We start from the raw sequence: 23,045 nt of genomic DNA, 5'->3' as shown, positions 1-23,045 counted from the left end.
CACGGAACTCCGCAGTCTGCGCAGGGCCTCCACGCCGACTTTGCCGGCACCCGAGCGGCGGGCCGGTCAGCTCGCGCTGTCGTTGAGCTGGCGGTGCCACTCGATCATCGCGCGCTCGCCCTTGTCCAGGTACTCGGCCAGCAGTTCCGCCGCCGCGGCGAAATGACCCTGCTCCACGCGGGCGAGGATGGCGCGCCGGTCCTCCTGGAACTCCGAACGCATCTGCAGGGCCTCGCGCACCGACGAGATGGTCAGCCGCAGCTCGGCCATGAGCTGTTTCATGGTCACCGTGGCCCGCTCGCTGTGGCCGATCGAGATCAAGGCGCTGTGGAAGTCGGTGGTGGCCCGGCTCGACGCCGACCAGTCCCGATCCGCGATCGCATCGTCGCCGAGCTTGATGGCGTCGCGCAGGGCGCGGAGTGCCTCGGGGGGCACGGTCCGCGCGGTGCGCACCGTCCCCAGCTCCAGCAGCCGACGCATCGCGTAGAGATCCCGGATGTCGGCCTCGGTGATGCGCGCGACGAAGATGCCGCGATTGAGCTCCTGGTTTACCAGGCGTTCGTGCTCCAGCAGCTGAAGGGCTTCGCGGAGGGTGTTGGCCGAGACCCCGATCGACTGGCTCAGCTTCTCGACCCCGATCCGCGCGCCGGGCTGCAGTTCGCCGGCGGTGATCTGCTCGCGCAGCAGGTCGGCCGTGTGCTCCGGGGCGCTCTTGCGCCGGAGCACGGCGGGTGACTGCGAGGTGTTCCTGGGCGGCATCGCGGCAATCCTTTGCGTCCGGAAGATCCTTCAATTCTAGGCTAACTCAGCGCGCAGCGGTACGACCACGGGGTGGGATCACAGGCGGATACGGGAGTGGTTGACCGAGACTGTTGAATCATCCTAGAATCTGGAGATCGCAGAATGGGAGTCATGGCCGGAGGCCCTGACGTCACTCTTAGGAGCCGCATGATGGAGCAGGGTCCGGCAGGCGAACGGTGGATGCCCGAGGCTCTGCGGCCAGGTGGTGCCGCCGCGGCGCGGGGGGCCGCGCGATGAGCGGCCGGCTCGGGATCGGGGTCGACATCGGCGGCACGTTCACCGACATGGTCGTCCTGGACGACAGCGGCATCATCCACGTCGGCAAGGTGCTGACCACGCCGGACGAACCGGCGCGGGCGGTGGAGGAGGTGATCCGGCAGACGCTGGGCCGGGCGGGCATCGATCCCGGCGACGTGTCCGGCTTCGTGCACGGCACCACCCTCGTCACGAACGCGTTGATCGAACGCCGCGGCTCGCGGACGGCGCTGCTGTGCACCGCCGGTTTCCGCGACATCCTGGAGATGGCCCGCGAACACCGGTACGACCTTTACGACCTGATGCTCGAAATGCCCGACCCGCTGGTGCCGAGATGGCTCAGATTCGATGTGCCGGAACGGATCCTGGCCGACGGGTCGGTGCTGCGGGAGCTGGACACGGCCTACGTCGAGCAGCTGGTGACCGAGCTTCTCGACCACGGCGTCGAGGCGGTCGCGATCGCTTTCCTGCACAGCTACCGGAATCCGCGGCACGAACAGCAAGCGCGCCGGATCATCGAACGGATCGCGCCGCACCTGCGCGTCTCCCTCTCCAGCGAGGTCGTCCCGGAGATCCGGGAGTATGAGCGCACTTCGACCACCGTGGCCAACGCCTACGTCCAACGGCTGGTCAAGCGCTACCTCGACGACCTGAAGGAGCGTTCCGCGGCGATCGGGCTCCCTCGTCCGCCGCACATCATGCTCTCCAACGGGGGGGTGGCCACGCTCGACACCGCCGGCGAGTTCCCGGTCCGCATGCTGGAGTCCGGGCCGGCCGGGGGCGCGCTGGCCGCGGCGGCGTTCGGGAAGGCCAGCGGTACGCCGGACCTGATGGCCTTCGACATGGGCGGGACGACCGCGAAGCTGTGCATGATCGAGAACGGCGCGCCGATGGTCGCGCACGACTTCGAGGTCGACCGGATCTACCGGATGAAGCCCGGTTCCGGGATCCCGGTGCGGATCCCGGTGATCGACATGATCGAGATCGGGGTGGGCGGGGGTTCCATCGCGAGGATCGACGCGCTGGGACTGCTCACGGTCGGTCCCGATTCCGCCGGATCCGTGCCGGGGCCGGTGTCGTACGGGCGAGGCGGCACCGAGCCGACGGTGACCGACGCCGACCTGTTGCTCGGCTACCTGGATCCCGCGTATTTCCTGGGCGGCGAAATGGAACTGGACCTCGAAGGCGCTCGTTCGGCCATCCGGAAGCGCATCGCCGACCCGCTGGGCGTGTCGGCCGAGGAGGCCGCGTACGGCATCCACGACAGTGTGAACACCAGCATGGCCAACGCTGCCCGCGTGCACGCCATCGAACAGGGCAAGGACCCGGTGGGGCAACCACTGTTCACGTCGGGCGGTGCCGGTCCGGTCCACGGCGCGGGCGTGGCCCGGGCACTGGGTGCGACCACCGTGATCTGTCCCGCCGGTGCTGGGGTCATCAGCGCTGCCGGGTTCCACACCGCGCCCTTGGCCTTCGATTTCGTGCGCTCCACGCACGCCGCGCTGGACACCATCGACGGGCAGGCGATGCGGCGGGAGTTCGCGGCGATGGAAGCGGACGGCGAGCGGATTCTGCGCGATTCCGGTCTGCGCGGTGACGAGATCTTCCATCGGCATGCGGCCGAGGTCCGTTATGTGGGGCAGGGCTTCGAAATCCTGGTGCCGATCTCCCCGGACTCGGCGGACTGGCGCGTGGAGCTGAAGGAGAACTACCTGCGGCAGTACGAGCTGCTCTACCGGCGCCAAGGTCCGGACGTCCCGCTCGAAGTCCTGAGCTGGCGGGTCGTGTCCAGCGGACCGGCGCCGGATCAGTCGCTGCGCCGGCCGCAGAACGCGGGCAGCCAGCCGAAGGAAGCCCGCAAAGGCACCCGGCCGGCGTACTTTCCCGCGTTGGGCGGGTACCACCCGACGCCGGTCTACGACCGGTATGCGCTCCGGCCCGGAACGCGGGTGGACGGCCCGGCGATCGTCGAGGAACGGGAGTCGACGCTGGTCGTGCCGCCCGAATCGGAATGCGTCGTCGAGGACGACGGGACCCTGATCCTCCGGCTGCTTTCCCCCGCCTCTTCCACGTCCCAGGACGGAGCACCCCGATGAACCCCGCCAAGGCCCTGGATCCCTTCGTCGTCGGCGCGGTGTCGAGCCGGCTCTCCTCCGTGCTGCAGGAGCAGCAGACCGCGTTGGTCAGCACGGCGTTCAGCTCGATCGTCCGGGAATCACTCGACCTCGCCTGTGCGGTGTTCGACTCGAAGGGCGACATGATCGGCCAGTCGGTCGGGGGCACGCCCGGCCACATCAACGCGATGGCGACCGGCATGCACCACTTCGTGTCGGCCTATCCGCCGGAGACGCTCGAACCCGGCGACGTGCTGTTCACCAATGACCCGTGGATGACTGCCGGCCAGATCAACGACATCTCCGTCGCCACGCCGGTGTTTCGCGACGGCGTGCTGGTCGCGTGGTTCGCGACCTGCTGCCACGCGCCCGACATCGGCGGACGGGTGCTTTCGGCGCAGGCTTCGGAGGTTTTCGAGGAGGGGCTGGCGATCCCGATCATGAAGCTCTTCCGCGCCGGGCGGCCCAACGCCGACATGATCCGCGTGATCCGCCAGAACGTGCGGACGCCGGACGAGACGATCGGCGACCTGTACGCGCAGGCGTCCGCGAACGCCGTCGGCGCGGACAGCCTGCTGCGGCTCATGGACGAGTACGACCTGTCCGGCATCGACGACATCGCGGCCGAGATCATGTCCAGGTCCGAAGTCGCGCTCCGGCAGGCGATTCGCGCGGTGCCGGACGGCGTCTACCGCGCGGAGATCGAGTGCGACGGATTCGACGGCGAAGGTCTTACGCTCGCACTCGCCCTCACGGTGGCCGACGGTGAGGTCCATCTGGATTTCTCCGGGTCCTCTCCGGAAAGCAAGAGCGGCGTGAACGTGGTCCTCAACTACACGATGGCGTACTCGTCGTTCGCCATCAAGGCGGCCATCGCGCCGGATGTGCCGCACAACGCGGGCTCGTTCCGCCCGGTGTCGATCGAAGCGCCGGAGGGCAGCATCCTGCACTGCCGGCGTCCGGCGCCGGTGGCCTCACGGCACTCCGTCGGGCACTATCTGCCCAGCCTGATCTTCCGGGCGCTCGCCCAGGTCGTCCCGGACCGGGTCATGGCCGAAAGCGCGGACGCCGTGTGGATGACGGTGTTCCGCGGGAAACGGTCGAGTGCCGGGCCGTTCCTCTTCTCCCACTTCCTCTCCGGCGGCGCCGGCGCACGCTCGGGCAAGGACGGCCTGTCCACCACGTCGTTTCCGAGCGGCCTGCGGGCGGTGCCGACCGAGGTGTTCGAGAACCTGACGCCGATGGTCCAGCTGCGCCGGGAGCTGCGCACGGACTCGGGCGGCGCCGGTGAATTCCGCGGCGGCCTCGGCCAGGTCACGACCTTTCGCAGCAGGGACGTGGACAGCCTGCTGGTCAACGCGAACATCGAGCGCACCCGGTTCGCGGCGCGGGGAGCCTTGGGCGGCCGTCCCGGACTTCCGGGGTTCTTCGGGGAGGACACGGGACGATCGCTGAAACCCAAGCAGGCGCTGACCGTCGACCCCGCCGTGCCGCTGGAATTCCGTCCACCGGGGGGCGGCGGCTTCGGTGATCCTCGCGCGCGCCTCGCGTCGGCGGTTCTGGCGGATGTCGCCGGCGGCTATGTGAGCCGGGAGGCCGCGCTGTCGGAGTACGGCGTCGTCGTCGAATTCCGGGGCGATCCGAACGCGATCGTCCGGCCGCCCGAAGCGTTCGTGCTCGATGAGGACGCGACGAGGGAGGCCCGGTCGTCATGACCACACCGACCCGCACCTGGGCATCAGAGCACGTCGAGTCGATGATGTCGGCCAGCCGCCGCGAAGCAGGGGTCATGGCTTCGGGACAGTCGATCAATCTGGCCGTGGGTGAGCCGGATCTGGCGCCTCCCGCGGAGGTCGTCGAGAGCCTCAAGCAGGCTCTCGACGCCGGCCACACGCACTACGTCGATCTGGCCGGCGACGAAGAACTCAGAACGGCGATCGCCGCGCTCGAATCCGCGAACTGGGGGCGGGAAGTGCGCCCGTCCGCCGTGCAGGTGACGGCCGGCGCCACGGCCGGGATCGCGGCGACGATCCTGGGCACCACCTCGGTCGGGGACCGGGTGGTCATGCCGGACCCGACCTACAGCCTGTACGCCGACGTCGTCCGGCTTGCCGGCGGGATTCCGGTGCCGGTCGCGTGCCTCCCCAGCCTGCATCTCGACCTGGAGGCCCTCGCTCCGGCGCTCAAGGGGGCACGGTCGTTCGTGTACTGCAGCCCCGTCAATCCCACCGGCGTCGTCTACCACCGGGAAGAACTCGAAGGAGTCGCCCGGCTGCTGGACCCGGGCACGATCGTCATCGACGACGGCGCGTACAGCTCCCTGGTCTACCAGCCACATCGGTATGTTCCGGCGGCCGTGATCCCCGGGCTGGCCGAGCGCACGGTGTATTGCCAGACCTTCTCGAAGAAGTTCGCGATGACCGGCTTCCGTGTCGGGTATCTCGTTGCTCCGGAGGAGTTGCTCCCGCCGATCGCCGCCGTTCATCGGACGTTCAACGGATCCGTCAACGCCGCGGTGCAGAAGAGCGCGATCACGGCGCTCGCGATGGGGCCGTCCTTCGCCGACTTCGCCCTGCGGACCTACCGGCGGCGGCTCGACATCGTCCAGGAGCTGATGAAGTCCACTCCCGTGCTCGAAGCAGTTCCGCCCGAGGGCGCCTTCTATCTTTTCCCGAAGATCCTGACCGGGCATTCGTCGTCCGACACGGCTCGGCACCTGGCCAGGCACGGCGTGCGCGTCCGGTCCGGCGCGGAGTTCGGCGCCGGGGGAGAGGGCCACCTGCGCATCTCCTACGCCGCGTCCGAGGAATCCCTCGAAGCCGGTTTCGGCCGGATCAAAGCCGCGATGAATCTGCTCGGTTAGCAGATACCGGGAACCGTGTTCGGCAACGCATCGAGAAAGGACCAGGGATGAGCAAGGTGGAGCAGATCAATCCGGAATCGTTCGGTGTCAGCGGGCTGCTGTATTCCCAGGCGACGGTGGCCAACGGCTTCGTCTTCCTCGCCGGGCAGGGCGCGGTCGACGAGAACTACCAGGTCATCGCGCCCGGGGACGCCTACCTGCAGGGCAAGAAGATCATCGAGCGGATCCGCGTCATCCTGGCCGAGGTCGGCGCGGGGCTGGAGCACATCGTGTCGGCGACGGTGTTCTTCGCCAGTCTCGACGATGCCGCCGGGTTCAACCGGGCGTGGGTCGAGGAGTTCGGCGACCATCGGCCGGCCCGCGCGGCGCTGGTCAGCCAGATGGTCCTGGACGGATTGGTCGCGGAGGTCATCGCGACCGCGGTCCTTCCTTGAGCGGGCCGATGCTGTTCCAGGATGCGATGTCGGCGGCGCTGGCCGAGCACGGCATCGACACGATCTTCGGTCTGGTCGGCGACGGGAATCTGTTCGTGATGGACAGTTTCCGGCGGCTGCCGGGGACGACCTACGTCGGGGTGGCGAACGAGGCGAGCGCGGTCGAAGCGGCCTCGGGCTACGCCAATGTCACCGGGCGGCTCGGTGTCGCGACGGTCACGCACGGCCCGGCTCTGACGAACACCGTCACCCCGCTCGTCGACGCGGTCAAAGCCAGGCTTCCTCTGCTCCTGCTCGCCGGCGACACCCGGCCGGACGATCACCTGCACGCGCAGAATGTTCCCCAGCGTGAAGTGGTGGCAGCAGCCGGGGCTGGTTTCGAGCCGGTCCGCGCGCCTTCGACGGCGGCCGTCGACCTCGCCACCGCGATCCAGCGGGCGTACGCCGAACTGCGGCCGATCGTGGTGAACATGCCCGCGCATTTTCAGTGGTCCGAGACCGAGTATCTCCGCGCACCCTCGCGTCTGGTCGACGGCAAGGGCATCCGGCCCGCGGAGGACGCGGTCGAGGCCGCGCTGGGCGTCATCGCCGATGCGAACCGTCCCCTGGTGCTGGCCGGTCGCGGCGCGATCGACCCGGCGGCCCGTGCCGCGGTGCTGCGGTTCGCGGCGCGGATCGGGGCACCGGTGGGGACGACTCTCAAAGCGCGGGACCTGTTCCGCGGCGAACAGCACAACCTCGGCATCGTCGGGACGCTCGCGCACGAAGTCGCGCAATCGACGGTCGCGGCGGCGGATTGCGTCATCGCGTTCGGCGCGAGTCTCAACCGCTACACCACCGTCAACGGGTCCCTCGCCGAAAAGCGGCGGGTGGTGCAGGTGGATGACGACCGCCGAAGTCTCGGGCGGTATGTCGCCCCGGACGCCGGCGTGCTCGGTGACGCCGCGTGGACCGCCGATGCTTTCGTGAGACTGCTGGACGAGGCCGAGATCAAGGCGACCAGGTTCGCCTCGCCCGAGCTGGCGGCCGAGCTCGCGCGCCCGATCGAAGCCCCGGATCGCAGCGACGGCGGGTATATAGACATCCGCACGGCCCTCCGCCGGGTGGAAGAAACCGTCGCCGCGGACCGCACTGTGGTGACCGACAGCGGGCGCTTCGTCTACCACGCGTGGCCCGCCATCAGCGTCCAGAATCCGCGCCACTTCGTGCACACCGCCAACTACGGCTCGATCGGCCTGGGCATGGGCACGGCGATCGGCGCGGCCGTCGGCAGACCGGATCACCCGACGCTGCTGGTGACCGGCGACGGCGGGTTCATGCTGGGCGGCCTGAACGAGTTCAGCACGGCCGTCCGGCATCGCCTCGACCTGATCGTCCTGCTGCTCAACGACGGTTCGTTCGGTGCCGAGCACATCCAGCTGGTCCGGCGCGATCTCGACCCCGGGCTGTCGCTGTTCGACTGGCCCGATTTCGGGCCGGTGGCCGAGGCGCTCGGCGGTCGCGGCCACACCGTCCGCACGCCGGCGGAACTGGACGCGGCCCTGCATCGGCTGCCCGATCGTGATCGTCCGGTGCTGATCGACGTCCACATCGATCCGAACCTGGTGTCGTAACCGGCTTTCCGGCGATCCCGGCCGCTGCGGCCGGGTACGCGTTGACAGATTCTACGATTATAGGTATCTTCAAGAATCTCGTTATCCGGGCACAGTGTCCCAGGAGCGCGGCAGCGGAGTGATCCTCCCGGGCCGGCGCGGCCCGGCCCGGATTCCGACGGAACGAGGACGTGACCATGACGACCTTCCCGGCCATGGACCCCGAACTCGCGGCTGCGGCCGCCGGGTTCCCTGACCTCGACATCTCCGGCGCCGCCGGCCTCCGGGCCGCTCGCGAGGCCGTCGAAGAGGGGAGCGCCGCGGCGATCGCGGGCTTTTCCTACGACGGCGTCGACGTCGAGGTCGTGGCGGCCCCTGGGCTGGGTGACGCTCCGGTCGTGCCCATCCGCCTGCTAAGGCCGGTGGGCACGCCGGGTCCACTACCCGTGCTGCTCGCCTTGCACGGTGGTGGCTTCGTACTGGGTAAAGCGCAGGATTACGAGTATTTCTGCCTGGACGTCGTGCGCGAACTGGGAATCGCCGTGGCCAATGTGGAGTATCGGCTGGCCCCGGAGACCCCGTTCCCCGGTCCGCTCGACGACTGTTACGCGGCCCTGGAATACGTCCACGCGCGCAGCGAGGAGCTGGGCATCGACCGCACCCGGATCGCCGTCGGCGGATCGAGTGCCGGCGGTGGGCTCGCCGCGGGCACCGTGCTCCGGGCGCGTGACGAGGGGGGAGTCCCGATCGCGTTCCAGTTCCTGGTCAGCCCCGCGCTCGACGACCGCGGCGATACCCCTTCGGCCCGCCGGTTCGCCGATGGCCCGATCGTGACCCGCCGCTTCAGCGAACTCGTCTGGCAGAAGTACCTCGGCCCCGGCTATACCGGCCCGGGTGACACGCGGGTCTCGCCCTACGCCGCGCCGGCCCGCGCCACCGACCTGAGCGGCCTGCCGCCGACCTACCTCGTCGCCATGGAGCTGGATCCGTTGCGTGACGACAACATCCAGTACGCGCTCCGGCTCCTGCAGGCGGAGGTCAGCGTCGAGCTGCATGCCCATCCCGGGACCTTCCACGGGTCCACGGAGCTGGTCGCCTCCGCCCGCAGCAGCATCCGGGCGACCCGGGGGATGCTCGATGCCCTGCGTCGAGGCCTGCGGATCGATACGGAGGCACCGTGATTCGCCGTGCGGGCGGTGCCCGCGCCCTTTTCAGCCCGGAAAGCCCACCCCGGAAGAATGGATCGATCGGTCATGGCTATTGATCTCGGACGGCGCACATTCCGCGCCGCGGTATCGACGACGCCCCGGCGGGTGGCCGCGCTGGCGCTCGTTTCCCTTCTGGCCGCGTCATGTTCGGCCACCTCCGGCTCCGGTCCCAGCGGTCCCGGCGGCGAACCCGTCACCGGGGGGACCCTGAAAGTGGGCGTGACGAGTGACATCTCGTCGCTGAACCCCTACGACGGCGCCGGCGAGTCGACCAGCCTGGTCCTGGCCCAGCTCAACGCCGGACTGTTCAAGCGGTTCAACGACAAGGTCACGCCGGCCATCGCCGAGGGACTGGCCCCCTCGGCCGACGGGAAGTCGGTGACGATCACGCTCCGCAAAGGCCTGAAGTTCTCCGACGGGAAGCCGATCACGCCGCAGGACGTGGTGTTCTCGCTCGAACAGGCCAAGCAGGGCGGCGTGGTCGGGTCGCTCTACAAGGAGACGATCACCGCGGAGAAGGCGCAGGGCGCCGATCAGGTCGTGCTCGACCTCGTTCGCCCGACCATCAATCTCGACGCGTTGCTGTCCTACACCCAAGCCGCCATCATCCCCGACGGCTTTGGTGGGGTCGGCAAGGACGAGTTCTACCGGAACCCCGTGGGGGCGGGCCCGTTCTCGTTCACCGGGCGCCGGCCGGGCACCTCGGTCTCGCTGACCAAGAACAAGAACTTCTGGGACGGCAAGAAGCCCTACGTCGATGCAATCGACTTCCAGGTGTTCAACAGCGTCAACGCGCTGACTTCGGCATTCCAGGCCGGGACCGTCCAGGCTGTCCCGTTCGCTCCGCGGGAATCTGTCCCCAGCTTCGCCGGGGCGAACGTCGTGCACACCGCCGCCGCTTCGACGGAGCTGGTCTTCGTCAACGGCCGCACGGGTCCCCTGAAGAGCCTTCAGGTCCGTCAGGCCATCTCGGCTGCGATCGATCGCAAGGCCATCGTGAAGCAGCTCGGCAGCACCGCCGACAAGCCGACCGAAACGTACCTCCCGGTGACCGTCCTGGGTCAGGCCCACCCGGCGCCGGTCGGCGACCAGGATCTCGCGAAAGCCAAGCAGCTGCTGGCCGGCACTCCCTACAGCAGCGGCGCTTCGATCGAACTGATCTACCCCACCGGCGACGCGACGCTCGCCATGACCGTGCAGGCGATCCAGGAAGACCTCGCGAACGCCGGGATCAAGCTGAACGCGAAGGCACTCGACCTGGGTGCCTGGGTCCAGCGTCTGCTGGCCGGGAACTACGAGCTGGCCTACCAGAGCATCAGCGCCGCGGGCAGCACTGCTGAAGCGCCCTTGGCGTTCTACGTGACCTCCAATGCCATCGGCGGCGGCTGGTCCACCCAGGTGGCCAAGGACACCCTCCAGCAGTACCAGGCGGCCAAGGACGCGGCGGGTCAGGCGCAGGCGCTCGACACGTTCCAGAACTGGATCGGCTCCGAACTACCGGAGATCCCGACGGTTTCGGTGAGCCCGGCGCTGGTTCTGTCCACAAAGGTCGGTGGATTCCAGGGCATGCCTACGGTGACGCAGCAGTCCCTGCCGATGGAAGAGCTGTGGCTGGCCAAATGAGCGACGCCGGTGCCGGTCGCGATTGACCGGCACCGGCTGCACGGCCACCCGGTATCCCCCTCCGTCGAGGAATCACGGCCCAGAGAAAAGGAGCCCCTGATGGTGCTCGGTGTGGTGAGACGGCTGGCCAGCGTGGTGATCCTCCTGTTCGGCGTGCTGGCCGTCGTGTTCCTGCTGGGGCAGAGCGCGCCCGGGGATCCCGGTCGTCAGCTCCTCGGCCTCGACGCGCCGCAGAGCGCCGTCGACGCCATGAACCACAAGCTGGGCCTGGATCGCTCGTTGTGGAGCCAGTTCTGGTCCTACGTCGGCAATGTCCTCCACGGTGACCTCGGCCGGTCCTACAGCAGTTCCGAACCGGTGATCGGGCTGATCTGGGACCGGTTCGGCGCCACCGCCTGGTTGCTGGTCGCGGGACTGGCGCTGTCGCTGGCCCTTTCCGTCACCCTCGCGACGCTCGCGGCCCGCTACCGCGGGACCTGGGTCGACACCGCGGTCCGGCTGTTCACCGTGACTTCCATTGCCATGCCTGCTTTTTGGAGCGGTCTGCTGCTCGTGCTCGTCGTCGCGCTCCCCACCGGCTGGTTCCCCGTGGGCGGTTTCGGGGACACGACGGTCGAGCACTTCCGCAGCATCGTGCTCCCGGCGGTCACGCTGGCGATCGCCACCGCGCCCATCCAGGTGCGGGTGCTGCGCTCGAACCTGATCGAGTCGCTGGGCTCGGGTTATGTCGAAGCGGCGGCCTCCCGCGGCGTCTCTCGGCACCGGCTCTTGACGCGGCATGCGTTGCCCAACGCCGCCGTCCCGGCGATCGCGGTGGTCTCGATCCAGGCGGGTTACCTACTGTTCGGCTCGGTGATCGTCGAGAACACCTTCCAGCTGCCGGGCCTGGGGTCCGGATTGGTCACGGCAATCACCCAGCGCGATTACCCGATGATCAACGGCATCACCCTGCTGTTCGCGGTCCTGGTGGTCTCGTTCAGCCTGATCGGCGACGCGTTGTCGGCGATCGTCGATCCGCGAGTGAGGGCCTCATGAGCGATATGACCGCCAATCTGCCGGGCTCGGTGACGGCACCCGCCACCAAGACGACGGGCAGCCGGCTCGGTTTCCGGATCGGGCTCACGATCGTGGGCGTCGCGATCGTGGTGGCCATCGTCGGCCCGTATCTCGTGCCGCACGACCCCTATCAGCAGGATTTGGTGAACCGCCTGGCCGCTCCTTCGGGAGAGCACTGGCTGGGCACCGACGCGCTCGGGCGGGACGTGTTCTCGCGTCTGGTCGCCGCCACGCGGGTCGACCTCGGAGTCGGCATCCTCGGAGCGCTGTTCCCGTTCCTGCTCGGCACCCTCCTGGGCTGCGTCGCGGCGTACTTCGGCTCGATCTGGGACGCCATCGTCATGCGGCTGACCGATCTGGTGCTCGCTTTTCCCGTCTACGTCCTCATCATCACGCTCATCGCGGTCGGCGGGTCGGGGACCAGGACGCTGCTCATCGCCTTCACCGCGGTGGGCTGGGTCGGGTACGCGCGCCTCGTGCGGTCGGTCGTGCTGCGGGTCAAGAACGAGGACTACATCTCGGCCGCCCGGCTGGGCGGCGTCTCGCACGGCCGGATCATGGTGCGTCACCTGCTGCCCAACGTCCTGCGCAGCTCGCTGACCCTGCTCGTCACGGACGTCATGTTCGTGCTGCTGGGCCTGGCGTCCTTCTCCTACCTCGGGCTGGGCATCCAGCCGCCCACGCCCGACTGGGGGGCGATGATCGCCGACGCCCAGCCGTACATGCAGCAGCAGTGGTGGCTCATCGCCGCGCCGGGGGCCATGGTCGCCCTGGTCGGTTCGGGTCTGATGCTGATCGGAGAACGTCTCGATGACCGCACTCACTGAGGCCCCCGTCGCCGTCGAGGTCGACGGGCTCACGCTGTCGGGCCCGTCCGGTCCGCTCGTCACCGGCGTCGCGCTCGACGTGAAGGCCGGCGAGTGCCTCGGCCTCGTCGGCGAGTCGGGCTCGGGCAAGACCTTGACCGTCCGGGCCATCGCGGGACTGCTGCCGCGCGGCATCTCGCGGGACGCGGGGCGCGTCGACACCGCGGACGCGCGGGTCGGGATGGTCTTCCAGGACCCGATGCGGTCGCTCAATCCGACGTTCACCATCCGCCGCACGATGCGCGAGCCGCTGGTCCAGCACCACGCGCTGTCCCGCCGGGCCGCCGACAGCCGTGCTCTCGAGCTGCTGAACGACGTCGGGATCACGGACGCGCGGCGCGTGGCGGACAGCTATCCGCATCAGCTTTCCGGAGGGTTGCGGCAGCGGGTGCTGATCGCGGCGGCGCTGGCCTGCGATCCCCGGGTGCTGCTGTGCGACGAGCCCACGACAGCGCTGGACGTGACCACGCAGGCGACGATCCTCGACCTTCTGCAGCGGTTGCGGGAGGAACGAGAGCTGGCGATGCTCTTCGTCTCGCACGATCTCGCCGTCATCTCCCAGGTCTCCGATCGCGTCGCGGTGATGTACGCCGGCCAGATCGTGGAGGCCGGGCCGACGAGCGAGATCCTGCGTGCCCCGCGCCACGCCTACACCGCCGGGCTGCTGCGGTCGAGCCCGTCCGCCGGTGACCCGGATGAGCCGCTGTTCGCGATCGGGGGCACCGCTCCGCAGCGGATCGGTGACCTCACCGGCTGTCGCTTCGCGTCCCGATGTCCTTGGGCGGCAACGGAATGCACGGCCGGTCCGGTCGAGTTCACCCGCCTCGGCGAACGGCAGTCCGTCCGCTGTGTTCGTCCCGCCGATGTCGCGGCGAGTCTTTCGCTGCCGGCCGAGAGCGGCGGCTGGCCGCGCGTCACGGAGGACCTCGATGGCGATTCTTGAGATCGACGACGTCACCGTGACCTACGGTGCGACCCGGCGCCTGACCCGGCGGATGGGCACCTCGCACGTGGCCGTCGACCACGTGAGCCTGCAGGTGGAACGCGGGCAGATCGTGGGCGTGGTCGGCGAGTCCGGGTCGGGAAAGTCCAGCCTTGCCAAGGCGGTGGTCGGTCTCGTCGCTCCGACGTCCGGCGAGATCCGGCTCGGCGGCCAGGCGCTCCCGGCCCGGCGTCCGCGTGCGGTGCGGCGGCGGATGCAGATGGTGTTCCAGGATCCGTCCTCGGCCCTGAATCCCGCCCTGACCGTCGGGAAGGCCATCGTTGAACTGCTGGAGATCGACGGGCTGGGCCGCTCGGCGGCGCGGAGCCGGGCCGTCGACCTGATCGAGATGGTGGGCCTGCCGCCGAGCATGCTCGACGTCCGGCCGGGAGCATTGTCCGGCGGTCAGCGCCAGCGTGCCAGCATCGCGCGGGCACTCGCGACGAATCCCGAGGTGATCGTCGCCGACGAGCCGACGTCCGCGCTCGACGTGTCGGTGCAGGCGACCGTGCTCAATCTGCTGCGGGAGTTCACCGGATCACTCGGGCTCGCGGTCCTGTTCATCACCCATGACCTCGGTGTGGTCCGGCGGTTGTGCGACGAGGTCGCGGTCATGCAGAAGGGACGCGTCGTCGAGCGAGGACGGACCGCCTCGGTCTTCGACGCCGCGACCGATCCATACACCCGGCAGCTCCTGGCCTCGATCCCGGCGATCGGCTAACGCCCCCTGATCGGTATGACCAGTTTTGCCGGAAAGTCCACCCCACCTGCGAGTAATCCCGCAAATATCGCCACTAAGGCGATCAAGCCGGGAAATTGGTATGACAAGTCTGTTGACTGGTGTGACCCGGGTCATCCATACTTCGTCCCCAACGACGAGGTGTGACCGCAGTGCGGTCCTCGGAACCCGGAGGTGGACGTGGCACGCAAAGTGCTCATCGCGTGGGGAGTGGCGGCTGCGCTGCTTCTGGCCGGATGCGGGGGACAGGGGGCGGCGAGCGGCCAGAAGATCAAGGTCGGGCTGGTGACCCAGGCCTGGGACAACCCGGCGATCAAGGACATGTCCAACGCGGCCGAAGCCGCGGCCACCGCGAAGGGCAACATCGAGTTGCTCTCCCAGGACAGCCGCGACATGCAGGACATGGTCACCAAGCTGCAGGCGATGATCGGCCGCGGCGTCAAGGCGCTCGGCATCGAGCCCTGGGACAAGCAGCAGATCATGCCGATCCTGAACCAGGCGAAGGCGGCGAACATCCCGGTCTTCATCCTGCAGTCGGAGATCGACGGTGCGCACGGCAAGGGCCTGGTCGTCACCTCGATCATCGGGGACGAGACGGCGGGCGGCACGGTCGCCGGCACCTGGCTCGGTCAGCAGCTCAAAGGCCCGGCGAAGGTCGCGGTGCTCGAAGGCGCCCCGGCCGACACGCCCGGCATCGAGCGTGCGAACGGGTTCGTGCAAGGCCTGAGCGCGGCCAACCCGAGCGCGGCCGTCGTCGCCCGGCAGCCGGCGGATTGGGCGCGGGACAAGGCTTTGCGGGTGACGACCGACATCCTGACCGCGCATCCCGACGTGCACGCGGTGTTCGCCGACAACGACGAGATGGCCTTCGGGGCGATCTCGGCACTCGAAGCCCGCAACCTCAAGGGAAAGGTGCCCGTCGTCGGCTACAACGGCACGTGCATCGGGCTCCGGGCCACCTATCAGGGCACCTTCGCCGCCGACGGGATCCTCTTCCTGGACCACGTCGGTGCGGAGTTCGTGAACTCCGTCGTCGCCCGGCTCGACGGGAAGAACGTGCCCGAGAAGGTCGAGCCGCCGATCACCCTGCTCACCACCGCTGGGCTCAAGCAGATCGCGGACGGGGCGAAATCGGTCGACGTGAACGGAAAGCCGTTCGCCGTCGACGCGGCGCTGGCCAAGCGCGTGAACGACGCGGTGGCCGGCCGGTGCTGACCATCCGACGGGAGGTGTCCCGATGATCCCCGCCACCGGACAGGCGAGCCGGAAAGTGCTTGCCGCGCACCAGGTCGCCAAGACCTACGGCGGCGTCTACGCCCTGCGCGACGCCGACTTCACCGTCCACTCCGGACAGGTCCACGCGCTGCTCGGCGAGAACGGCGCGGGCAAGTCCACGCTGGTGAAGATCCTCACCGGGGTGCACTCACCCGACCACGGGAAGGTGCTGATCGACGGCGAGCCGGTCGCCTTCCACTCGCCGCTGCACGCCGAGCGCCTGGGTATCCACGCGATTCACCAGCATCTGGCGCTGGTCCGGGGGCTGAGCATCGTCGACAACTTCCTCCTCGGCCGAACCCACGCGGGCGATCGGGCGGGGCGCTTCGGCTTCCTCGACCGGCGCGAGGCCGCCAAGGTCGCCGAAGAGGCGGCCGCCGCGGTTGGGTTGCACGTCGATCCGTTCACGAGGGTCTCCGAGTTGTCCTTGCCGCAGGCACAACTCGTCCAGATCGCGCGGGCGCTGACCGCCGAGGCGAAGGTGCTCGTCCTGGACGAGCCGACCGCCGCGCTGACGCCGGCCGACCGTGACAACCTGTTCGAGCGGCTCGACCGGCTTCGCCGCGACGGCGTCGGGCTGGTCTACATCAGCCACCGGCTCGACGAGATCACCGCGCTCTGCGACCGCGCGACCATCCTGCGGGACGGCCGGATCGTCCGGGAAATGGCCAAGGACGAGCTGACCGTCGACGCCATGATCGAGGCGATGCTGGATCGGCCGGTCCGGCAGCTGTACCCGCCGCGCGCGGACGGGCCGTCCGGTTCGCCGGTGCTGCGGGTCGAGAAGCTGACGGTCCCGGGGCAGCCGCCGGTCGGGTTCACTGTCAACGGCGGTGAGGTACTCGGCCTGACCGGTCTGGTGGACGCCGGGATGGTTCCGGTGGCCGAAGCGGTGTGCGGCAGCCGCCGGGCGGAGTCGGGCGTGGTGTTCGTGGACGGGTCCGAGGCCTTGCCCCGCACCGCGTTGGAGGGCATGCGGCACGGCATCGCGCTCGTTCCGGCGGACCGGTCCCAAGCGCTGGTCGCCGGTCTGAGCATCGCCGAGAATCTGGCGCTGACCTCGTCGAGCCGGGCGCAGCTCGCCTCTCGCACCCGGCGCCGGTTCCGCTGGCTGTCGCGCCGCCGGACCAGGGCCGACGCGGCGGGGGTGATCGATCGCTTCGCGGTCGACCCGCGCCGCCCGGAGCTGGCCACCGGTTCGCTCAGCGGCGGGAATCAGCAGAAGATCGTACTCGCCAAGGCGGTTTCACTGTCACCTCGCGTGCTGGTACTGATCGAGCCGACGGCCGGCGTCGACGTGGGGAGCCGGGCACAGATCTACCGGCTGCTGCGCGAGATCGCCGCGCAGGGCGTCGCGGTGCTGCTGGTGAGTTCGGACATGCAGGAGGTCTGCGGCCTGAGCGACCGGGTGTGCGTGTTCCGCGCGGGCGCGATCGTCGCGGAGATCCCCGGCCCGACCACCGAGCGGGACATCATGGGGCAGGCGACCCGGCCGCTGGCGGGTGTGCAGTGAGCGAAGGCGACTCCCCGGACGGGTCGCGCCCGGCCGCCGCGAGCCGTCGCCGCCCGCCGCTCCCGGCGTCGCCGCGGCCGCTTCTCGGTATGCTTCGCCCCATGGCAGGCCCACTCAACGGTGTTCGCGATCATGTCGTGTCGATGATCGTCACGGGCGAACTGCGTCCCGGGGCCGCGCTGCCCGCCGAACGGGAGCTCGCGATCCGCCTCGGGGTCTCCCGCCCGCTGGTGCGCGAGGCCCTGCGGAGTCTCGAAGCGGTGAACATCGTCGAGTCCCGCCGCGGCGCCGGAACCTACGTCACGGAGCTGAGCCCGGAGCTGCTGCTCGCCCCGCTGAGCCACGCGTTCCGGCTCATCCACGGTTCGTACCTCGACCTGTTCCAGGTGCGGCGTTTCCTGGAACCCGCCGCCGCAGCGGAAGCGGCCGGCTCGGTCGAGGAAGAGCACCTCGCCGAAATGGACGAGCTGCTCGCGGCACTCGACGAACTCGACGAGGACACGTTCCCGGAGAACGACCTGGCGTTCCACGAATGGATCGTCCGGCAGACCGGCAACCCGCTGCTGCTCAGCATCATCCGCGGCATCCGGGACCTGGAGTTCACCGTGCTCGAAGTGACCGCGGCGAGCGCACGGAACCGGGAACAGTCGCAGATCGAGCACCGCGCGATCGGCAAGGCGATCCGGGAAGGCGACCCCGAACGCGCCAAGGCGGCGATGCTGCTGCACCTCGCCCGGGTCGAGGATCAGCTGCGCAGTTCCGGCGCCGGGGTTCCGGAGCTGGCCGAAGAAGCGCCCTGAGCTGTCCGGGGGTTCGGATCTCGTCCGGCGGTCGCCGGACTTCAGGGACTGGTTGTACGAGACGGCACGCGGAGTAGCCGCCGCGGAGAACGCAGGTAACAAGGCCAGACGGCCGCCACCTTGGGTGTGGTCGCTTCGCGAGGTAAGCAAGCGTTGGAGAAGCTACCCGTTCGGAAACGGCAAAATTACCTGGGCCGAACCCTTGCCCATGTACCCAATGACCGGGCGCAACCTGCCAATTCGGCCGCCGACGCCGACACCTCATCCCCGCGAGTCGCCGGATGGTCGACCGTCATTGGATCTTCTCCGTCGAGTCAGAGGCGGCCTGGAGAACTTATAGCCTCCCACTCCGGCCGCTCCTCGCGGAGCGCCGCGCACCCAGCCCCTTCCCGCAAACCGGCTGGGTGCGCACTTTCCACTTCAAGCTTCCGACTCGAAAGAAGGTGACACTCTTATGAATGGCGATCAGGTCGACTCGCAACACGGTTCTCATAGTGATGATATGTCCGGGAATTCTGAACAAGACAAGCTGGCGGCCGCGAAGGAACGGATGGCCGAGACCGGTGCATCGATCGCCGAGACCGCCGCGAAGCTCCGTGCGGCGATCGACGCGGGAACGGTTCCACCGAAGGCCACGACGCAGTTTGCCGCGATGCTGGAGGAAATCGCCGCACAGATGCGGCCGGAATCGCCAGATAACACAGATTGAGAACAAGCGTTCAGGTTCGCGATCATGCGGCCTGAGTAGTTCTACCTATCGCGCATGAGTAGACGTGCCCGGGATGCCCGGGTAGGTCCCCGTGACTGTGACCTGAGCCGTTGAATCTCCGGCGTCCCCTCCCGTAGTGTCACCAAGTGACTACGGGAGGGGACACGATGGGATTCCGGACGGTGCCGGACGCCTTACGCGCGGCGGGGAAGGTCGCTGGTGACACGACGGGCGAACTACGCGGAGCGGACTGCGGTGAACCGGTCGGCGGACTGTCGGCCGCCTTGCCCGGCGGAAATGCGGCAGGCGCGGCGTCATCGTTCAGCAACTCGTGGCAGACGTCCTTCAAGACCTGGTGCACTGACGCGGGCCAGTACGGCGCAGACCTGGCCAAGGCCGCCGACGCCTACCAAGCTGGAGACCACGCTGCCGCTAACACCGCGTCCGACGCGGGCAACCTCCGGAGGCCCCGCTGATGGTCAGCGTCTCCGACGTGAAGCGGTGGAACATCGGGCAATTGGACGAGATCTTCCGCACGGTGCAGCAGCGGCTTCAGGTCCTCACTCACTCGGGCGATGACTACGGCAAGGTGTTCCCGGTCGAGGGCTGGGCTGGACCGGCCGCCGACAACGCCGGATCGACACACCAGGGCCTGATGTTCCGGATCGACAAGATGGCGGCCGGAGCGAGCATCGTCGGCAAGTCCATCGGGCAAGCCGCCGACGCGATCAGCGGTGTTCAGCACGCCATCGCCAACGCCGAAGAACTCGCCCGCAAATACGGCTACCAGATTGCCGGCAACGGCACGGTCAATGACCTCTACCCCGACGGCAAAGCACCCGCAGAGCTGCATCCGGAAGACCGCGCCCGTGCCCGGACCGAGGTCGGCGACGCCATCACCCAAGCCCTGCGCACAGCCGACGACATCGACAACGACCTTGCCTCGGTCCTCAAGCGCGCGGAAGCCGGCGACTTCGGTACCGGCGACGAAACCACCGTCACTGCCGCAGCCGCAGACGGCGCCCTAGATCCCGGCCTCACCCTGTCGGAGCCACCGAAGGACGGCACACCCAGCCAAAACGCCGGCTGGTGGAACTCCCTCTCACCCGCCGGACAAGCCATCCTCCTGCGCGACCACCCGGACTGGCTCGGCAACCTTGACGGACTCCCAGGCGCTGTCCGCTCCCAGGCGAACATCGCCCGGATGCCCGCCGAACGAGCCGACCTCCAACGCCAACTCGCGACCGCTCAGAGCTACATCGATCAGATCAAGGGAATGCCGTACCCACCACCAGGATTGATGTCCAACGCAATCGGCGAGTGGCAAAAAATAGAAGCGAAACTCAATTCGCTGGACTCGATCGACGCGACAATGGCAAAAGGTGATCGCCAACTGCTGACGTTGGATACGTCGGGCGAACGAGTCAAGGCGACAATAGCAGTTGGCAACGTCGACACCGCTGAACATGTCGCGGTTTTCACGCCTGGCTTCACATCCACCGTGGACGGAAGCCTCAAGGGCTACGACAATGACATGCAGAATCTTCTTCAGCACAGCGAGAACATTTCTAATCGTTTCGGCGACGGCGGAAGCGTTGCTGCCGTAACTTGGATCGGCTACGAGGCGCCTCAAACCTCAGACGTACTCAATCCTGACTTGTCGGTAGGCAATGACAACTTGGCGAAAATCGGAGCCCACAAGCTCGATGGATTCCTCAATGGGATCGGTGCGTCCCATGATATCCAGAACCAGTCACTGCATTTGACCGCCCTTGGTCACTCATACGGCAGCCTCACCACCGGGATTGCCTTGCAACAGTCAACGCCAGTGCACGATGCCGTCGTATTCGGGTCTCCCGGTCTTGACATGCAGACGCCGAGTGATCTCAAGGTGCCGCAAGGTCACGTCTACTCAGAATGGTCCGATCAGGACCCAGTGCCACGCCTGGACATCGCTCACAATTTCGGAACGTCGCCTTATCAGGCGATCTCCGGTGGTTCGGTTGCCGGTATTGAACAACTGTCGACCGGCGATGCATCCGGAGCGGATGGGCGCACGCTTCATGCGACTCACGAGCATGGACAGTATCTGGACAACAACTCGACCAGCCAATACAACATGGCAAACGTCGTTGCCGGACGGCCGGACCTCACGGTGCGACATGTACAGCCGTGGGAAGTGCCGTCACCGCCGCCGACGCCGGGGCAGCCAGTTCCTGCGCCACCCGGCCGCGACCCGCAACCGCCGCCCAGATAGCGAGGATCCACTTCATCAATGAAGCGCACATACTGCCTGATTGCCGCCGTCTGCATGACGTTGGTGGTGAGCGCCTGCGGCCCAGATGTACCCCCGGAGACCACTGTGAGTCAGAAAACCGAGCAGTTCAACGAGTTAATGAAACGTCCCGACCTTGACCAGGCGGTAGCTCGTTACGAGGATCTTTACAGCAAGGTGCGCGACCAAGTTACAGCTATCGTGCCAACACTGAAATGGCAGCAAGCGAATCCGTCGACAGCGGCATCCTGTGGCAACGACTCCACGGCCGTTAATGCCAACTTGAGGAAAGACGATGCCGAAGTCAAGGGGCTTGCAAACTGGATGGCCAAAGGAAATCTGCCCGATGCTCAATGGGAGCAGGTGGTTTCGGCCGTTGGTCGTATTGCGCAAGACTACGGATTTGGCGGCGGCGAGGTCGTGGTAAACCGGCCAAGTAATCACGAAGTAGTTTTTCGTGACGTCTTCAATGCTGAATTGAACTTTGGCACCGCAGTGAACACGACGCTACTTTTGCGTACGGGATGCCACCTGACCGCAGAGGCCAAGACCCGTGGCATCCCCGCGCCGGTGCCAACTTATTGATCGTGTTGATCGTGCCTTATTTTCCTTGCCAGAACGTTGAAAGCGGACCCGCCGTCGGTACGATGGCGCGTCCGCTTCACGCGAAGCCCTTGGGTGACATGTGAACCGTTGAGTGTCACGAATGGCCCGTTGTCAAGGGGACAACGTATGCAAGAATGGGATACGCGTCACTATTGACAGATTCTTCTTGACCTTTCCGGGTTGAACGTTGCAACCGGATCTTCCTAGCTTGTGATCGCCGTCACGGGCCTGCGTGAGTGGGTTGGTGCTGGTGGTTGTGCGTTGGGCGCTACTTCGGTGACCGGCCGTGGCGATCCTCCTTGATCGGGGACGCATGGAGTCGAGGTGTCACCGGTAGCGCGTGGTGCCAGGTTGACCGGACTTGATGCGGTACGCCCACCGTGGCTAGGCCGCCGCCGGTCGAGGGACCGAGCCCCCGGATTCCGGGGTGCCGCCTCGCGAGCCCCGTTCGGGGCTGTGCAACCGCTGCGCTGCCGCCGAGGCCGCCCGGCTGCTCCAGGAATACGGCATACCGCCGCGTGGCGACCTCGCGACGACGGCCGACGTTGAACAGAAGCTCGCGGCGCGCATGGTGCGGGAAGGCCGCAAGCACTTGGATGTGTCCCTGAACAACCGGCCGTGCAAGGGTCCATACGGCTGTGACACGTTGGTGCCGATTATCCTGCCCGAGGGCTGCACGATGACCGTGCACGCCCCGAACTACCGCAAGACGTTCACCGGAGGAGCCAAGCCGTGGTCACGCTAGAAGTCTGGTACAACCAGGAGCCGGACAACGACTATTCCGAGGGTGATCCGGCCATCGTCATCGAGACGCCGGAGGAACTCGACGCGCTCATTGCACGGGTGCAAGCCGACACCAAAGACGTTGCGGTGCCGTCAATGGTGGAGTGTTCCGTGGTCGGTGACCCACAGCGCGGCGTGTTCGACATGGGCATCGGGCAGGCAACGGGATTTGTCATGTTCATGACATCGGAACCTGCGCAGACACACAGCGACGGCAACTCCGGTGAATACGTTGTCTACGACTACATGGCGCACGTGCGGGAAATACCGGCCAGTTACGAAGTGCCGATGGACGAGGTGCGACGAGTCGCACGCGAATTCCTGGCAACAGGAACCGTCCCCACAGGCTTGACCCCTAAAACCGATACCAAGTAGCGCCGAGTCGGGAACCTGACCGCAGGCTGTGAAGGCCACCTTCACAGCCCCAGAGGCCAGGGTGTCGGCAAAGTCGGTGTAGAGGTCCGTGAAGGGACCCTTCACGGACTCTGAGTCTGTGAAGGGTCCCTTCACAGACCCGAAACCGGTCCGGCGCACGCCACGAGCTGGTCGCA

21 protein-coding genes are annotated in these 23,045 nt (G+C 67.7%); 20 read left to right on the top strand and 1 reads right to left on the bottom strand.

What is annotated here, in order from left to right:
* Positions 1-66 precede the first annotated feature (66 nt).
* Positions 67-759, bottom strand: coding sequence for a GntR family transcriptional regulator (locus tag D5S19_RS21580; protein ID WP_120025182.1), 693 nt, complete (start codon positions 757-759; stop codon positions 67-69).
* A gap of 275 nt (positions 760-1,034) precedes the next feature.
* Between D5S19_RS21580 and D5S19_RS21575 the strand changes: the two genes are divergently transcribed.
* The 20 genes from D5S19_RS21575 (at position 1,035) to D5S19_RS21480 (ending at position 22,869) form a co-directional block, all read left to right on the top strand.
* A complete protein-coding gene (locus D5S19_RS21575) occupies positions 1,035-3,152 on the top strand; it encodes a hydantoinase/oxoprolinase family protein (protein WP_120025181.1) in 2,118 nt (705 codons plus the stop codon).
* Positions 3,149-4,885: a hydantoinase B/oxoprolinase family protein gene (locus tag D5S19_RS21570; RefSeq protein ID WP_120025180.1), complete on the top strand. Its 1,737-nt coding sequence runs from the start codon at positions 3,149-3,151 to the stop codon at positions 4,883-4,885. Before D5S19_RS21575 ends, D5S19_RS21570 begins: the two co-directional genes overlap by 4 nt.
* The gene (locus D5S19_RS21565; RefSeq protein WP_120025179.1) at positions 4,882-6,033 is read left to right on the top strand and encodes a pyridoxal phosphate-dependent aminotransferase; all 1,152 of its coding nucleotides are present in this window, start codon (positions 4,882-4,884) and stop codon (positions 6,031-6,033) included. Before D5S19_RS21570 ends, D5S19_RS21565 begins: the two co-directional genes overlap by 4 nt.
* Before the next feature lie 47 nt (positions 6,034-6,080).
* On the top strand, positions 6,081-6,467 hold the full coding sequence (locus D5S19_RS21560) for a RidA family protein (RefSeq protein WP_120025178.1): 387 nt from the start codon (positions 6,081-6,083) through the stop codon (positions 6,465-6,467).
* Positions 6,468-6,475: 8 nt separating this feature from the next.
* Positions 6,476-8,080 (top strand): thiamine pyrophosphate-binding protein, encoded by a 1,605-nt coding sequence (locus D5S19_RS21555; RefSeq protein WP_120025177.1) that lies wholly within the window; start codon positions 6,476-6,478, stop codon positions 8,078-8,080.
* A gap of 176 nt (positions 8,081-8,256) precedes the next feature.
* Complete coding sequence (locus tag D5S19_RS21550) at positions 8,257-9,240, top strand: alpha/beta hydrolase (protein ID WP_120025176.1); 984 nt, start codon at positions 8,257-8,259, stop codon at positions 9,238-9,240.
* Between the two features lie 72 nt (positions 9,241-9,312).
* A complete protein-coding gene (locus D5S19_RS21545) occupies positions 9,313-10,890 on the top strand; it encodes an ABC transporter substrate-binding protein (protein ID WP_158605592.1) in 1,578 nt (525 codons plus the stop codon).
* Between the two features lie 99 nt (positions 10,891-10,989).
* Positions 10,990-11,925 (top strand): ABC transporter permease, encoded by a 936-nt coding sequence (locus D5S19_RS21540; RefSeq protein ID WP_120025174.1) that lies wholly within the window; start codon positions 10,990-10,992, stop codon positions 11,923-11,925.
* Entirely contained in the window at positions 11,922-12,773 is an 852-nt protein-coding gene (locus tag D5S19_RS21535; protein ID WP_120025173.1) for an ABC transporter permease, read from the top strand. The genes D5S19_RS21540 and D5S19_RS21535 overlap by 4 nt, the downstream gene beginning before the upstream one ends.
* A complete protein-coding gene (locus D5S19_RS21530; RefSeq protein WP_120025172.1) occupies positions 12,757-13,755 on the top strand; it encodes an ABC transporter ATP-binding protein in 999 nt (332 codons plus the stop codon). Before D5S19_RS21535 ends, D5S19_RS21530 begins: the two co-directional genes overlap by 17 nt.
* Entirely contained in the window at positions 13,742-14,515 is a 774-nt protein-coding gene (locus tag D5S19_RS21525) for an ABC transporter ATP-binding protein (RefSeq protein WP_158605591.1), read from the top strand. Before D5S19_RS21530 ends, D5S19_RS21525 begins: the two co-directional genes overlap by 14 nt.
* A 198-nt stretch (positions 14,516-14,713) precedes the next feature.
* Positions 14,714-15,748 carry a sugar ABC transporter substrate-binding protein gene (locus D5S19_RS21520; protein ID WP_158605590.1) on the top strand — a complete coding sequence of 345 codons (1,035 nt, stop codon included), beginning with the start codon at positions 14,714-14,716 and terminating at the stop codon, positions 15,746-15,748.
* 22 nt (positions 15,749-15,770) lie between these two features.
* Complete coding sequence (locus D5S19_RS21515; RefSeq protein ID WP_120025169.1) at positions 15,771-17,321, top strand: sugar ABC transporter ATP-binding protein; 1,551 nt, start codon at positions 15,771-15,773, stop codon at positions 17,319-17,321.
* 101 nt (positions 17,322-17,422) lie between these two features.
* The gene (locus tag D5S19_RS21510; protein ID WP_158605589.1) at positions 17,423-18,121 is read left to right on the top strand and encodes a FadR/GntR family transcriptional regulator; all 699 of its coding nucleotides are present in this window, start codon (positions 17,423-17,425) and stop codon (positions 18,119-18,121) included.
* A gap of 454 nt (positions 18,122-18,575) precedes the next feature.
* A complete protein-coding gene (locus D5S19_RS21505) occupies positions 18,576-18,830 on the top strand; it encodes a hypothetical protein (protein ID WP_147397481.1) in 255 nt (84 codons plus the stop codon).
* A gap of 167 nt (positions 18,831-18,997) precedes the next feature.
* Positions 18,998-19,306, top strand: coding sequence for a hypothetical protein (locus tag D5S19_RS21500; RefSeq protein ID WP_120025166.1), 309 nt, complete (start codon positions 18,998-19,000; stop codon positions 19,304-19,306).
* Positions 19,306-21,087 carry an alpha/beta hydrolase gene (locus tag D5S19_RS21495; RefSeq protein WP_120025165.1) on the top strand — a complete coding sequence of 594 codons (1,782 nt, stop codon included), beginning with the start codon at positions 19,306-19,308 and terminating at the stop codon, positions 21,085-21,087. Before D5S19_RS21500 ends, D5S19_RS21495 begins: the two co-directional genes overlap by 1 nt.
* Before the next feature lie 18 nt (positions 21,088-21,105).
* Positions 21,106-21,690 (top strand): LppA family lipoprotein, encoded by a 585-nt coding sequence (locus D5S19_RS21490; protein WP_120025164.1) that lies wholly within the window; start codon positions 21,106-21,108, stop codon positions 21,688-21,690.
* Between the two features lie 448 nt (positions 21,691-22,138).
* The gene (locus tag D5S19_RS21485; RefSeq protein ID WP_120025163.1) at positions 22,139-22,456 is read left to right on the top strand and encodes a DddA-like double-stranded DNA deaminase toxin; all 318 of its coding nucleotides are present in this window, start codon (positions 22,139-22,141) and stop codon (positions 22,454-22,456) included.
* The gene (locus D5S19_RS21480) at positions 22,444-22,869 is read left to right on the top strand and encodes an Imm1 family immunity protein (protein WP_158605588.1); all 426 of its coding nucleotides are present in this window, start codon (positions 22,444-22,446) and stop codon (positions 22,867-22,869) included. The genes D5S19_RS21485 and D5S19_RS21480 overlap by 13 nt, the downstream gene beginning before the upstream one ends.
* Positions 22,870-23,045 lie beyond the last annotated feature (176 nt).

It is taken from the genome of Amycolatopsis panacis (assembly GCF_003600245.1).
GTDB lineage: Bacteria > Actinomycetota > Actinomycetes > Mycobacteriales > Pseudonocardiaceae > Amycolatopsis > Amycolatopsis sulphurea.
Note: the sequence above shows the minus strand (reverse complement) of the source record. Positions and strands in the feature narration are given on the sequence as shown.

Coding starts and splice junctions, on each gene's coding strand:
- D5S19_RS21580 (WP_120025182.1), bottom strand. CDS start 759: ATGCCGCCCAGGAACACCTCGCAGTCACCCGCCGTGCTCCGGCGCAAG.
- D5S19_RS21575 (WP_120025181.1), top strand. CDS start 1,035: ATGAGCGGCCGGCTCGGGATCGGGGTCGACATCGGCGGCACGTTCACC.
- D5S19_RS21570 (WP_120025180.1), top strand. CDS start 3,149: ATGAACCCCGCCAAGGCCCTGGATCCCTTCGTCGTCGGCGCGGTGTCG.
- D5S19_RS21565 (WP_120025179.1), top strand. CDS start 4,882: ATGACCACACCGACCCGCACCTGGGCATCAGAGCACGTCGAGTCGATG.
- D5S19_RS21560 (WP_120025178.1), top strand. CDS start 6,081: ATGAGCAAGGTGGAGCAGATCAATCCGGAATCGTTCGGTGTCAGCGGG.
- D5S19_RS21555 (WP_120025177.1), top strand. CDS start 6,476: ATGCTGTTCCAGGATGCGATGTCGGCGGCGCTGGCCGAGCACGGCATC.
- D5S19_RS21550 (WP_120025176.1), top strand. CDS start 8,257: ATGACGACCTTCCCGGCCATGGACCCCGAACTCGCGGCTGCGGCCGCC.
- D5S19_RS21545 (WP_158605592.1), top strand. CDS start 9,313: ATGGCTATTGATCTCGGACGGCGCACATTCCGCGCCGCGGTATCGACG.
- D5S19_RS21540 (WP_120025174.1), top strand. CDS start 10,990: ATGGTGCTCGGTGTGGTGAGACGGCTGGCCAGCGTGGTGATCCTCCTG.
- D5S19_RS21535 (WP_120025173.1), top strand. CDS start 11,922: ATGAGCGATATGACCGCCAATCTGCCGGGCTCGGTGACGGCACCCGCC.
- D5S19_RS21530 (WP_120025172.1), top strand. CDS start 12,757: ATGACCGCACTCACTGAGGCCCCCGTCGCCGTCGAGGTCGACGGGCTC.
- D5S19_RS21525 (WP_158605591.1), top strand. CDS start 13,742: ATGGCGATTCTTGAGATCGACGACGTCACCGTGACCTACGGTGCGACC.
- D5S19_RS21515 (WP_120025169.1), top strand. CDS start 15,771: ATGATCCCCGCCACCGGACAGGCGAGCCGGAAAGTGCTTGCCGCGCAC.
- D5S19_RS21510 (WP_158605589.1), top strand. CDS start 17,423: ATGGCAGGCCCACTCAACGGTGTTCGCGATCATGTCGTGTCGATGATC.
- D5S19_RS21505 (WP_147397481.1), top strand. CDS start 18,576: ATGAATGGCGATCAGGTCGACTCGCAACACGGTTCTCATAGTGATGAT.
- D5S19_RS21500 (WP_120025166.1), top strand. CDS start 18,998: ATGGGATTCCGGACGGTGCCGGACGCCTTACGCGCGGCGGGGAAGGTC.
- D5S19_RS21495 (WP_120025165.1), top strand. CDS start 19,306: ATGGTCAGCGTCTCCGACGTGAAGCGGTGGAACATCGGGCAATTGGAC.
- D5S19_RS21490 (WP_120025164.1), top strand. CDS start 21,106: ATGAAGCGCACATACTGCCTGATTGCCGCCGTCTGCATGACGTTGGTG.